The following is a 13,034-nucleotide window of genomic DNA, read 5'->3' on the forward strand; positions in this document are numbered from 1 at the left end:
GCTGCTCATGCCTAGGCTGCTCATGCCTGGAAGTTTATGCAAGTGGAAAACTCTGACACAAAGCCGTTCGTATGACTGATTCGCCTTTCGCAAGTTAAACTTTGCAGTGCCTTGACGCTGGCGGCTTGATCATATCTCCCCCGTTTCGGAGCCAGAGTGATTTTTCACCGCTGATTTGGCAAATTAATGTCGCTTTGCGTCCATTTGAATCGCTTCTCGGCAAAGAAGGAATAGCAAAGCGCGGTGAGCTGGCCTTATAGAACTACGATTTTCTCCATATGGTTAGTATTGTTGTTTTAAGACGCAAAGCGCATGAAATTTGCCAAAGAGGGTTCTTTTTTCGCTTTGCAGGGTGTAGTTAGGGCGGCATAGCATATGCATTCATAGGTGTTCCGAAACGTACTACTCAATTCCGAGTGAGTTTACTGAGCCTATTAGGGGCAAGACCTTGTCTCGTCCCTAATAGGTAATTCTGAATCCCTAGCTGAGGCATAACCCCCGAGGATTCCTCGGCTGCGATTTCTGGGAGCATGCCGAAGATATCTACTCAAATTCCCGGAATACTTAAACCGAATCAAAACCTGCTGCCTTATCGACGCGCATGGTTCTGGCGTACACGCAATATCCTGCGGCGCAGCCTTTGCTACCTTGCTGCGGCGCTCGCCCCGGCAATGCGACCCATGATTAAGCACACGGGCATGGAGCGACCGCCCACATAACTCAAGTTGAACAGACCGCCGTTGGCATTCTCTCCGGCAGCGAACAGCCCCTTGATGGGTTTGCCGCTCGCATCCTGCACGGCGCCAGTGCTGTCGATACACAAACCCCCCACGGTGCCAAAGTACACGACGGGACATTTGACGGCATACCACGGCCCCTCGCTGGCTTCCCGCCCACGTCCGCTTTCTCGATGAGGAATTCAACGCCGGACACTTCCTATGCTCAGGAAAAAAGAATCCTCGCGTGGGTGGAATCATTATCTGCACCTGCGCAGATCGAAGCGAAGCGGAGCGCATAGCAAGCCGCGATCCCTTCTTTGCCCAAGAGATCGCGGACTATGAGATTATCGAGTTCGCTCCTACCAAGTTCGCGCCCGCTCTTGAAGCGCATTAGGGAGATGCCGTTCTTTAGTGCACACTAGGCACTCATACGGAGCGCGCACCAGGCGACCAGGCGACCAGGCGACCAGGCGACCAGGCGACCGAGAGTTTATGCGGTCGCGTTCTTGCGCGCGAACAGTATGTTGTTCGTCTCAAGCCAGCTCTCTACCGTGCCGGTATCGAAGCCGTCCTGCTCATCGATGACCAGCGCGTACATCTCCTCTTCGCGCAGTACGGCGTCGAGGGCGTCGGTCAACTGTATCTCGCCGCCCACACCGGGCTGCACGTCGGCCAGCAGCTCCATGACGCGGGGGCTCAGCAGGTAGCGGCCGAACACGGTCAGATTCGACGGCGCGTCCTCGAGCGCCGGCTTCTCCACCAGCGAGTCCACTTTCCACACGCCATCGGACACCGGCACGCCCGCGATGACGCCGAAGCGGCTCACCTGGTCGTCAGGCACCGGCAGCACGGCGATGACGCTCGCACCACCATGGGCGTCGGACACTTCCTGCATACGCGGGAGCATCTTGTTGTCGGGCACCAGCACATCGCCCAGCAGCACGTAGAACGGCTCCGCGCCGGTCTGCTCGTGAGCGCAGCGGATGGCGTGGCCCAAACCCAGCGCCTCGTCCTGGTAGACGTAGCTCACGTTGTAGGAACCCACTTGCTCGACCGCATCGGCATAGGCATCCTTACCACGCGCACGCAGCGTGGCCACCAGTTCGGGGTTCGGCGAGAAGTGGTCCTCGATGGCCTTCTTCTCGCGGCTGTTGATGATAACCACCTCGTCGGCAGCCGAGGCCAGGCCCTCCTCCACCACGTACTGGATCGCTGGACGATCGACGACCAGCAGCATCTCCTTGGGCTGGGCCTTCGTGGCAGGCAGGAAACGCGTGCCGAGGCCTGCGGCGGGAATGAGTGCTTTCATGGATACAAGGGCCTTTCTCGTAGGGCTTCTGCGCAAGCGAAGGCGCCGCGAGTTGCAGCGCCTTCGACGAATTTCGCTCGGATTATTCTAGCATGGCCCCGCACAGGCGGAACCTGCTGCAAAAATAAACCGGATGAACACCGATCCATAGCAGCGTCCGGCAGAAGAGAGGCAGCCTTCGTTAGACCTCCCCCAGACCGAAAGCGGGGAGTCCCGCTAGTTTGCCGCTTTCTCCGCAACAGCCTCTTCCAGAAGCGCCATCTGCTGCTCGGTCTTCTTCAAGCCGCGCAGCGTGATGAACACAAACACGAACAGCGCCAGAAAGATAAGGGCATAGGCACCGATCACGTAGGGCGCCGCAGGGAAAATAGTGCTGTATATCTCGGCCAGTACAGGGTTCATAACAATCTCCTTCTATCGGCAGCGCTCAAGCGCGCAAATTCGACAACATCATCGGAGCGCCTAAAGGATCGAGGCGCCACAGGTGCGGGGGCACCCCTCCGTCAGTCTTCCAGCTGCTCTTTCAGGGCCTCGACGCGCTCCGCGAGACGGATCTGGCGGAAACGCAGGCGATACAGGCCGAACGCGATGGCGAACATGCCCACCATCGACAGCATCAGCGGCACCATCATGTCGGGCGACAAGCCGGAATCGGTGCGAAAGATCACCGGATGCACGCCCGAGGGCACGAGGCGCGTGATAAGGAAGCAGATAGGCGCGTTCACGAACGCAATGATGCCAAACACGCTGGCGTACGTGGCACGACGCTCGGGGTCGTCAATGGCGTTGCGCAGGACGAAGTACGCAATAACCACCAGCATAAGGATGAAGTACGTGGTCAGACGAGGCTCCCACGTCCACCACACGCCCCACTCGAAACGCTCCCACAGCTCCCCGGAGAACATGGTGCCCAAGATGAACAGAAGCGCGATCTGCGTGGCGATCTTGCCGCAGGTGTCGAAGCGCTTCTCCTTGGTCATGAGGAAGCGGATACCGTAGTACGCCGTGAATGCCAACGCCACGAACGACGTGATGGCCACCGGCATATGGAAGTAGAATATCTTCTGCGACAGCAGCAGCTTGTTGGCCACCATCTGCCCGCCGATCAGCTCGACGCCATCGACCGAGGCACCCAGCACCAGCGGCGCCAGCGTGAACGTGAGCACGAACCCGATAGTCGCCAGCAACGCGCCCGCCAGCACCGCCCAGGGTGCCACGGCGTCGGGCCAGCCCCCCACCTCAGGTAGCTTCACCTTCTTCGTTGTTTCAGTCATACCCTTCCTTCTCTCTCAGGAACTCACCTTGCTTGAAAACAAGCTAGGCGCTAATCACGAAATCGTACAAGACCCAGCTGACCAGGATCATGATCAGGTCGTAGCCGCCGGCCAGCAGCAGCGCGGGCGTAAATACCTCCATGTAGCCTTCCGCCCCCACGATCACGGCCGTGGTGGCCGACACGCAGGCCCACAAAAGCGGGAAGATCAGCGGGATGAACAGCACAGCCAGCATGACGTCCTTGCCGCGGGTGTTCACGGTGATAGTGGACAGCAGCGTGCCGACGCCGGCGATACCCAGCGTTCCCACCAGAAGCGGCACGGCAAGCAACCAGAAGCTCTCGCCTGGCGTGACCGTGGTCAAGAAGAAGAAGTAAAACAGAGGCACAGCTATAACCTCTACTGCCACGAGGAACAGCAGGTTCGACGTGGCCTTCGCCAAGAAGATGACCGAGCGGTCCAGCGGCACGAGCAGGATGCCCTCCAAGCAGCCCTGCTCCTTTTCGTGCGCAAACGAACGGTTCAAGCCCAGAAGCGACGTGAACACGATGAGCACCCAGAGCAAACCGCCGCTCATCTGCAGCACGTCGAGCTGCGAGGACGTCTGCGCCAGGGCCGCGCCGTACACCACCAGCACTAGCAGGGCGTAGATGCCCATGGACGTGAGCATCTCCTTGGTGCGGAACTCCTGCTCCAGGTCCTTGCGCAAAAGCGTCTTGTACTGCTGGAACGTGGAGGGCTTCTTGAGGGCCACCCCGGCGCGGACGGGCGCGGCGCCCTGTGACGCAGCCGACATGGATGCTGCCTTCGAACGGGCCATGCTACGACACCCCCATACCTACGGTTGAGCGGTATAAGGCGGTGAACTCGTCGAAATCGAGTGCGTCCTTCGCATCGAACGCGACGACCTTGCCCTTTGCCAGCACCAGCGCGTGCGTGCACATGTCGAAGCCCTTCTGCAGGTCGTGGCTGACCATGACGAACGTACGGTCGGCACGTTGCGCGTCGATGAGCCCGTCGAATATCTCGACAGCATGCGGATCGAGGCCCGAATACGGCTCGTCCAGGAACACGACATCGGGGTCGTGCACCAGCGCACGCGCAATAGACAGGCGCTGCGTCATACCGCGCGAGAACGTACGCACCACATCCAGACGGCGGTGCTTCAACTCCACCGCCTCCAGCAGCTCAAGCACGCGCGCCTCGGGATCGACCACCCCGTAGAGACGCGCGTAGATAAGCAGGTTCTGCTCGGCCGTCAAATCCGGATAGAGCATAGCGTTGTGCGAGATGAGCCCGATATGGTCGCGCACTTTGTCGGGCTCTTCCTTGATATCGATGCCCATGAGCTTCGCCGAACCGTCCGTCGCACGGGCCAAGGTGGACAGCACGCGCAGGAGCGTGGTCTTGCCCGCGCCGTTCGGCCCGAAGATGGACAGGAACGCTCCCTGCGGCACTTCGATGGACACCTTGTCGACGGCCCGGCGATTGCCGAACACCTTGGAAAGCTTCTTGGTTTCGATCGCGGCAACCACGATGGTTTAAGCCTCTTCCTTTACCGGCTCATCAGCCTTTTCGACCGCTTTGGCCTCGCCAGCCGCTTCGGTCTTCTCGACCTTCTCGGCCTCGCTCGCCTTGTCGGCTTTCCTCACCGCCACCTCGGCCCCATCATCGAAGGTGCCATCGGGACCGTTGCCCAATGCCTTACGCTTGGAGCCGCGGCGGCCGAAGGAGGCCACCGCCGTACCCACCATCAACAGGGCAAAACCAACCCACACGAACGTGATCAGCGGGTTCACCCGTACGTCCATGGAAAAGGCGCCGTCTTGATTCACGCCCTTGTACACAACAAACAAATCTTCGGTCGGGAACGAGATTACCCCCGCGAGCAACTTCTGCTGCTGCGTGGACTGCACCAGCTGCACCGCCGGCGACACCGAGCCGACGAACTGGCCGTCCTTGTACACGTCGTAGTTCACCGTGTACACGATGTCGTCGCCGTTGGACTGCTCCTCAACGGAGTTCGACGTGTACTTCAGCGTGAAGTCCTGGATGGTGAAGTCCTCGGCCGCCGTGTCGGAGGCCTCGTCGTACTTCACGTAACCCACCTTCTCGGTGACGTACATAGACGAGCCGATCAGGCCCACCAGGATAATGGCCATAGCCAAGTGCGACAGAAAGCCGCCGAACGTCGACGCGCGGTTAACCAACATGCCGAACGTAGCCGACAGCGCATTGCCGCCGTTCTTCTGCTTGTACGCGCGAATGCCGCGGCCCAGCATGAACAGTGAGTTGAAGAACAGCAGGCTGGCCACCAAGAAGCCCACGGCTGCAAGGCCGTTGTAGTACCACGACGGGCCTTCGTTGGCCAAGCCGTCACCGTTCGTGCTGCCCGCAGCAATCATGGCATCGTAGCTGGGCACCAGGTAGGTGACGAAGTAGAACATGAGCACGGCGAACAGCACCAGTGCGAAGATAGCGGGAATGCGAGCGCGCTTCCAGAACTGCCTGCCTTCCGTCTTGCCCCAGGACAGCAGCGGGCACACCACCAGGATAAGCAGGTACACCACACCGAGGGGACGCGCGATGGCGTTGTACGTACCGGCCGAAAGCGACTGGCCGCCGAACGGCATCCACGTGGGCAGTGCCGAGGAGATGGTCATGTACGCCAGCAGGAACGTGAACACGATCATGATGACGTTGTTGAAGTAGTAGGCAGCATCTTTGGAAAGCATGTTGTCCACGTCGTCGGTGCCGTTCTTCGCCGGGCCGAACGACTTCCAGCGAATGGCCAAGCCCACGATGCCGGCCAGCACCGACAGCGCGATGAGCGCGCCGAACAGCGTGAGCGACACCGGATCGCCCTCGAAGGCATGTACGGACTGCACGATGCCCGAGCGCGAGATGAACGTGCCCACGATAACGAACGCCAACGTCAGGCAGGCGCACATAACGCTCCAGCGCTTGAACGCGCCGCGCTGGCGGTATACGGTGAAGCTGTGGACGAGAGCCACGCCCACCAGCCACGACAGCAAGCTGGCGTTCTCGACCGGGTCCCAGCCCCAGTAGCCGCCCCAGCCCAGCACGACGTAAGCCCATACGGCACCCAGACCGATGCCGATGCCCAGCATGAACCAGGAGAACAGCGCGTAGCGCTGCGCACGGACAACCCACGCCTTGGAGGGGTCGTTCACGATAAGCGCGCCGATGGCGTAGGCGAACGGGATGGTCAGGCCGGCATAGCCCACGAACAGCAGCGGCGGATGCACAACCATAGCCCAATGCTCCAACAGCGCGTTCATGCCCCACGCCATGGCCTCGCCGCGCAGGTTGCCCGCGCCGTCGAAGTACTTGGCAGGCATGGCCGTAAACGGCATGTTGTTCTCAGAGAACAGGATAACGCCCACAAACGCGATCAAGACGATTTGGGACACCAGCAGCGCCATGGCATCGAGCTTCTCCAGGCGCTTCATGTTGCGGATGGCCACGACCGAGTTGAACACGGCCAGCAGCCAACCCCAGAACAAGAGGGAGCCCTCGCGGCCAGCCCACAGGCCCGACAGCTTGTAGAGCCATCCTATGTCGCTCGACGAATCAGAATGATAGCGAACCACATACTCGATGGAGGTGTTTCCCGTCATGAAGCAGTACACCAGCACGCCGCAGCACACGGTGAGGGCCACAGCCGACACGATGGTGGCAATATGGCCGCCCCACGTGAGCGTCTCGCCGATGCCGCCCGCTCCTTTTCGCCTGAGCAGGGCGCCAACGACCAGGCACACGATGGATACGGCGATGGCTGCGAACGATATCAGCACGCCGATCAAGCCGAACATTCCCATAGATTGTTTCCTTCCGAAGCGGCCACGCCCCTGCGCGGCCGCCAGTTTATCCGAATACCGTCAAAACCCTTAAGCTTCAAGCGCGACATCTGTCGCATGGAACTTGCCGTCCTCGTTCAGAGAGCCGGTCAACACGAGTGACGAGCCGTCAGCCACCTCGTCGGACAGGGCATCGCTGAACACCACCGCCAGCTCGGTGCTACCATCGGCATCGACGATCATAAAGCGGTCGCCTTGCCCCGCAGCCGCCAGCGTGCCGTTCTTTACCGTGCCCGAGATCTTGACCGGCTTGTCTATCACGCTCTCGCCATAACCGATCAGCTGGGCCACGCCCAGGGCATCGGTGGCGTTCTCATACTTCGACGGGCACTTCGTAACCAGCTCGCTTGCACGCAGCACGCCGTCACTACCCATCTTGCCGGTGCAGATAGCCGTCACGTCGTTTCCGAACGTAGCCGCCACGCCGCCCTCATAGCTTACCCGCACGGTCTGCGACGGGTCGCCGTTCGGATCGAGGATGTCGAATATCAGCACGTTGTCCTCGGTCTTGAACGAGTTCTCCACCACGTTGCCCGACACCTGGATCTTCTGATCAACGTACTGGCCGCCCGCGACATCCGCGATAGTCACCGACTTCGCCGACGAGCTGCCACCGACCATGGCCAGTATCACCACCAACACGATGACGATAATGCCCGTAACGACGACCATGCGCCGTTTCGTTTTCGTGTTCACTCTCTGCTCCTCTTCCTAGATTCCCCGCGAACATTCTCACGTACCCCAAAGTTCCGGAGAACGGAGGCGCAGCGAATTCAAAGATTCACCACGTACCGATTCCCTTTGTGCGGCCTCGAAACGGGGTCGTACTTTAGTCGGGTGTTGCCGCAAAGCGCACTTCCTCGCGCCCACGGACAAAACTCCGTTCTTCGACTCTTTGCAAAGGGAGCCCGTCCGAGCGTCTAGCACTCGATACGGGCTCCCTCTTCGGTTATGCAGTCCGCGTGCCTTGGTCCAGGCGCGCTCGCTTGGATGCTGACTAGGCAGCCAGCTTGTTGGCCTCTGAGGCCGTCAGCCAGCCGTCCGGCACGTAGGCCTCGCTGTGGCACTGCGTGCAGGCGTTCACCGACGCGCGGTGGGCCTTGTGGCAGTTGCTGCAGGTCTGCTCGCCGTGCTGGGCGACGTGCGGGTTGTACTTGCCCTTGTCCGCCGTGGCCTTGATCAGGTCATCGCGGGTCAGGTTGTGGCAAGACTTGTTCAGGCAGAACTCGTCGGCCTCCACGCCGCGGGCTTCGACCAGCTGCTCCAGGTCTCGCTCCTCGAGCGGGCTGTAGTAGTTGCCCGACACCCAGGCCATGCCCTCGGACACCTGCTCCCCGATCGACGGAACGTGGCAGCTCATGCAGGTCTTGTTCTGTACGCGGTGCGTCGCCGCCATCATGCTGCTGGCGTTCTCCACCTCGTTGCCCCACTTGTCCACGGCCGCTTGGCCCGGCTCTGCCTCATAAGTGGGCAGATAAGGATCCATCGGCGTATGGCAGATGGCGTTGCAGAAGCTCGGCTGCTCGTGCCAAACCCAGAAGCCGGCACCGGCTGCAATCAGGACAACTGCAACAACGCCCACAACGATGGGCCACTTCTTCCCCTTCTTCTTGGGGGCGGCCTCCTTGGCTGCGGAGTCTTCGGTTACGGTTGCCTCGGTAGCGGCTTCCACTTTGGTTTCCTCTTCGCTCATGCTCCATAACCTCCTTTCTGTATCTATCGCTTGCTTGCATTCCCGTTGCCCTGCAAAGCTGATGCATCGCTTTGGCAACACAAGCACTTTACCACAAGCATACTAGCTTTCCGTTGACGAAACGCCTATCACCCATTTGGGGGGAATTCGCCCATTTTAACCCCTTTTTTCGTGGGATATAGCCGTCTTTTGCAGAAAAACGAAGGTTGCGCAGCAGTGCGGCCCGAAACGCGGGAGGAAGGCTCGCAGCCCCCCTCCCGCGTCTGCGAGCAGACATCGGAGAGAACGTCGGCGGCTTGCCTTAAGCTAATGAAGCCAGTGCTTCGTCGGCGGCAGCCTCGGCCTTGTCGAGCGTGTCCATGGTCAGCCTGGGATTGTGCGCACCCTCGCTGTTCTCGACCATCACGAAGTCCCAATAGAACTGTGCGTTGCGCTGAAGCTTCTGCGCGGCGGCAAGCTCGGCCGAGGGAGTGCCCGGAGTGCCAGCCTCCTTCTGCGCTTTGAGCTGAGCGATCTCGTCGGCATACTTCGCAGCGATCTTCTTGGTGAGGTCCTCGATCTTCACACTGATGCTGTTGACGCGATCTTCTTCCTTGGCCTGCCAGTCGGAAACCTGCTTCTTCAGGTCGGCATGGCAGCTGTTGCAGTCGTTCTTCAGCAGCTCCTCGTTCTCGAGGGGGCTCACCCAATTATGGGACGTGTAGGCGCCGTTGTCGCCCTGCACCGTGCCCATGTGGCAATCGGAGCAGCTGTAGCCGTTCTTGGCCATCTGGGTCTGCTTGCCGCCGTAGATGGTCTCGAACTCGGGGTGCTGCACCTTGACCATGGGGGCCAGCGTATCGGCATGGTCCCAGTCCTTGAAGTTCTTGCCGTCGTAGAACGCGAGGATCGCGTCCGGCGTCATGGCATCGAGGCCCTCGTAGGGGTTCGACGTGGCCTTGGTTTCGCCGTTGAAGTAGTATTCGTTGTGGCACTGGCCGCACACCTGCGCGCCCATGGGCACTTGCTTGTCGTCGTTCGCGGCAGTACCCAGCGATTTCTCGAAGAACTTACTGGTGAGCGTGAGCTTGGTAGGATCGTTCTCGTGGCAGTTGTAGCAGCTGATAGGTTCGTCGAACTCGCCGATCATATCGTTGAACTTCTCTTTGTACACGCCGTCGCCCTCGCTGTTCACCAAGGCGGTGAACTGGGGCGTCTTGCACGTGATACAGCCCGCAAGCTGCTCTTTCTTCGTGGTGCGCGGCGTTTCCTTCACGCTGGTGAGCGCGTACAGGTGGCTGGACGCCTCGTCGTAGCCCAACGCGAACGCGTAGCCCTTGTACATGGTGTTCAGGGCCGGGTACAGTTCCAGGTAGTTGTGCTTGCCGGAGTCAGGCGAGTTGGACTCGTTGTTCAGGTAGGTCTGGTACTGGTCGGGGTACGCTTCCTTCCACGACTCCGCCTTCACCACGCCGTACTTGTCGGTCGCAGGCATCTCCACCTGCTTCGCCACCGGCTCGGCTGGCTTTTGGTCTGCCTCTTTGCTCGTGTTGGCCTGGGGCGCGCACGCGGCCAGCCCCATAACCAAGGCAAACGAGCATAGGGACGCGACCCAAAGCGCAGCCTTGTTGCGTTTTTCCCTCTTCATAGCTTTCTCCTCCCTTCGGATGACGAACTCTCCTTCATGAAATATACACTCTTTGAAGAAGGGGGATCAAGCAACGGGAGTCCCACAGTAATTATCACCCGACAGCGTAGGGAAAAACCCTTGCCGTCCCATCAGGGCTCTTCGGAGTTGTGCGCTACCCTTGCTGGGCTAGCAGGTCGCGTGCATGGGCGCTCGTCTGCTCCAGCTGGGTTGCCGCGCTGCGCAAAGCCGCGATATCGCCCGCCTCTAGCTTGTCGAGCTTCTTGCCCAGCAGCTTCTGCACAGCCGCAACGTCGGCCTTGATGCGCTTCTTCTCGTCCTTGTCGAGCTGCTTGCCCACCTGGACGAGCGCGCGGTCGGCCTCGTTCGCCAAACGCTGCGCCTCCTCGCGAGCCACCATGCGGTCGCGCCGCTCCTCGTCCTGTGCGGCGTACTGCTCGGCATCATGCATGGCGCGCTCCACCTCGTCGTCGGACATGCGGCCCGAATCGTCGATGGTGATGGACTGCTGCTTGCCCGAGTCGAGGTCCTTGGCCGACACGGTGAGGATGCCGTTCGCATCAATGTCGAACGTCACCTCGATCTGCGGCGCACCGGCCGGGGCGCGCTTGATGCCCTTGAGGCGGAACGTGCCGATGGCCTTGTTGTCGGCAGCCATAGGGCGCTCACCTTGCAGCACCTTGATCTCGACACTCGTCTGGAATGCCGCCGCCGTGCTGAACACCTGCGAGTAGTTCACCGGCAACGTGGTGTTGCGCTCGACGAGGCGGGTGGCCACGCCGCCCACCGTCTCGATAGACAGAGACAGCGGCGTCACATCGAGCAGCAGAATGCTGTTCTCGGCTTTGACCAGTCCCGTTGACGAGCCGGAGAGCGTAGCGCCCTGGATAGCGGCACCCGTGGCCACGCACTCGTCGGGATTGATGGAAGCCGACGGCTCCGCTCCGGTGAGCCTGCGCACGTGGTCGCGCACAGCGGGAATGCGCGTGGAGCCGCCCACGAGCAGCACGCACCCCAACTCGGAAGCCGCGATACCCGCATCGTTGAGGGCATTTTGGACAGGCCCGGCCGTGCGGTCGACCAGCTCGCGCGTCATGCTGTCGAACGCAGCACGGGTGAGCGTGGTCTCCAGGTGCAGCGGACCCGCGGGGCCCTGGGCCAAGAACGGAAGGTTCACGTGCGCGGTATCGAGCGACGAGAGTTCCTTTTTCGCTTCGCGGGCCGCCTCGGTCACGCGCTGCAAGGCCGCCTGGTCGCGGCGCAGATCGACGCCGTGCTCGCGCTTGAACGCATCCAGCAGGTACGCAGCCACGCGCTCGTCGAAGTCGTCGCCGCCCAGATGGTTGTCGCCTGAGGTAGCCAGTACCTCGATGACGCCTTCGCCGATCTCGATGATGGACACGTCGAACGTGCCGCCCCCTAGGTCGTACACCATCACCTTCTGCGGCATGCCGTTATCCAGGCCGTACGCCAAGGCAGCACTCGTGGGCTCGTTGATGATGCGCAGCACGTCGAGCCCGGCAATGCGCCCGGCGTCTTTCGTGGCCTGGCGCTGGGCATCGTCGAAGTAGGCGGGCACCGTGATGACCGCCTGGGTGACCTCCTGCCCGAGATAGGCCTCGGCATCGCGGCGCAGCTTGCGCAGGATCATAGCCGAGAGCTCTTGCGGCGAGTAGGCCTTGCCGTCGACGGTGGCCCGCCAGTCGCTGCCCATGCGGCGCTTGACCGACTCGATGGTGCGATCGGGGTTCACGGCCGCCTGACGGCAAGCGACGGTTCCCACCAAGCGCTCGCCTTCTTTCGAGAACGCGATCACGCTGGGCGTAGTGCGCTCGCCTTCCGCGTTCGGGATGATGACCGGGCGCCCGCCCTCCACCGTGGCCATGCAGCTGTTCGTGGTTCCCAAGTCGATACCGATCGTTGCCATAAGTGCGTCCTTTCGGGTTGCAGGTGCTTTTGTTCGAATGGTCGGCCAAAAGGCCGGAGGGAATCTAGAATGGCATACCGCAGAGGCGACAGAGCGTAGGGCCACATATCCAGACGCCGCAGCAGATTAGCCCAGGATTCATCGTGCCCATGCTGAACCCCTGCGCCTGGCCTTCCTGCTGGTAGGCCTGCCCCGTCTGCTGGAATTGCCGCTGGGCGCGCTGGTAGTCCTGGTTGTTGGGGTCCATCTGTACCGCACGCCTGATCTGCTCGAGCGCCATCAACGAGTTTCCGGCACCGTCGTTGGCCAGGGCACTCAGGTAGTACCAGCGGGCATTGCGCCCGTCGCTCGTCACCGCGTTCAGCGTATCAACGGCCTGCCGATGCCGGCCTGCGTTGATGCTGTCGATGGCGCTGCGCAGCGGTGCGCTGTCGGTAGCGGCCGCTTCGGGATGGAGGGGCTCGCGGCTGCCGTAGCCCGCGCCGCCGAAGCCGAACAGGTCGTCGAAGTCGATGCCGCCCGTCCAACCGTAGGGGCCTTCCCCGCCGTAGCCGCCGCCCTGCCCGCCGCCGTAGCCCGCACTGCCATAGCCCGAGCCAGCACT

General features: G+C 61.3%; 12 protein-coding genes and 1 pseudogene. 1 reads left to right on the forward strand and 12 read right to left on the reverse strand.

The window, feature by feature from the left end; all coding sequences use genetic code 11:
* Positions 1-643: 643 nt before the first annotated feature.
* Positions 644-919, reverse strand: a complete 276-nt coding sequence (locus tag RR842_RS00770; RefSeq protein WP_332517976.1) for an FAD-binding protein — start codon at positions 917-919, stop codon at positions 644-646.
* Between RR842_RS00770 and RR842_RS00775 the strand changes: the two are divergent.
* Positions 898-1,113: pseudogene (locus RR842_RS00775) on the forward strand (YciI family protein); the annotation flags it as partial. The gene RR842_RS00770 and the pseudogene RR842_RS00775 sit on opposite strands and share 22 nt — an antisense overlap.
* 96 nt (positions 1,114-1,209) lie before the next feature.
* Here RR842_RS00775 and RR842_RS00780 read toward each other — a convergent pair.
* The 11 genes from RR842_RS00780 to RR842_RS00830 all read right to left on the reverse strand — a co-directional run.
* On the reverse strand, positions 1,210-2,028 hold the full coding sequence (locus RR842_RS00780) for a UTP--glucose-1-phosphate uridylyltransferase (protein ID WP_332513397.1): 819 nt from the start codon (positions 2,026-2,028) through the stop codon (positions 1,210-1,212).
* 216 nt (positions 2,029-2,244) lie between these two features.
* Positions 2,245-2,430, reverse strand: a complete 186-nt coding sequence (locus RR842_RS00785; protein WP_332513399.1) for a heme exporter protein CcmD — start codon at positions 2,428-2,430, stop codon at positions 2,245-2,247.
* Between the two features lie 101 nt (positions 2,431-2,531).
* On the reverse strand, positions 2,532-3,302 hold the full coding sequence (locus RR842_RS00790) for a cytochrome c biogenesis protein (RefSeq protein WP_332521229.1): 771 nt from the start codon (positions 3,300-3,302) through the stop codon (positions 2,532-2,534).
* Between the two features lie 43 nt (positions 3,303-3,345).
* A complete protein-coding gene (locus RR842_RS00795) occupies positions 3,346-4,098 on the reverse strand; it encodes a heme exporter protein CcmB (protein WP_332513403.1) in 753 nt (250 codons plus the stop codon).
* A gap of 25 nt (positions 4,099-4,123) precedes the next feature.
* Positions 4,124-4,837, reverse strand: a complete 714-nt coding sequence (locus RR842_RS00800) for an ABC transporter ATP-binding protein (RefSeq protein WP_332513405.1) — start codon at positions 4,835-4,837, stop codon at positions 4,124-4,126.
* A gap of 6 nt (positions 4,838-4,843) precedes the next feature.
* On the reverse strand, positions 4,844-7,144 hold the full coding sequence (gene ccsA / locus RR842_RS00805) for a cytochrome c biogenesis protein CcsA (RefSeq protein ID WP_332521228.1): 2,301 nt from the start codon (positions 7,142-7,144) through the stop codon (positions 4,844-4,846).
* Between the two features lie 69 nt (positions 7,145-7,213).
* Positions 7,214-7,879 (reverse strand): cytochrome c maturation protein CcmE, encoded by a 666-nt coding sequence (locus RR842_RS00810; RefSeq protein ID WP_332517963.1) that lies wholly within the window; start codon positions 7,877-7,879, stop codon positions 7,214-7,216.
* A gap of 301 nt (positions 7,880-8,180) precedes the next feature.
* Positions 8,181-8,876 carry a cytochrome c3 family protein gene (locus RR842_RS00815; protein WP_332513409.1) on the reverse strand — a complete coding sequence of 232 codons (696 nt, stop codon included), beginning with the start codon at positions 8,874-8,876 and terminating at the stop codon, positions 8,181-8,183.
* A 301-nt stretch (positions 8,877-9,177) separates the two neighbouring features.
* Entirely contained in the window at positions 9,178-10,503 is a 1,326-nt protein-coding gene (locus RR842_RS00820) for an ammonia-forming cytochrome c nitrite reductase subunit c552 (protein ID WP_332728807.1), read from the reverse strand.
* A 154-nt stretch (positions 10,504-10,657) separates the two neighbouring features.
* The gene (gene dnaK, locus RR842_RS00825; protein ID WP_332518527.1) at positions 10,658-12,430 is read right to left on the reverse strand and encodes a molecular chaperone DnaK; all 1,773 of its coding nucleotides are present in this window, start codon (positions 12,428-12,430) and stop codon (positions 10,658-10,660) included.
* Between the two features lie 64 nt (positions 12,431-12,494).
* The coding region (locus tag RR842_RS00830; protein ID WP_332728808.1) for a molecular chaperone DnaJ at positions 12,495-13,034 on the reverse strand (540 nt) is incomplete at its 5' end.

Origin of the sequence: Gordonibacter sp. (assembly GCF_036667095.1) — a bacterium.
In the GTDB taxonomy this organism is placed as follows: domain Bacteria; phylum Actinomycetota; class Coriobacteriia; order Coriobacteriales; family Eggerthellaceae; genus Gordonibacter.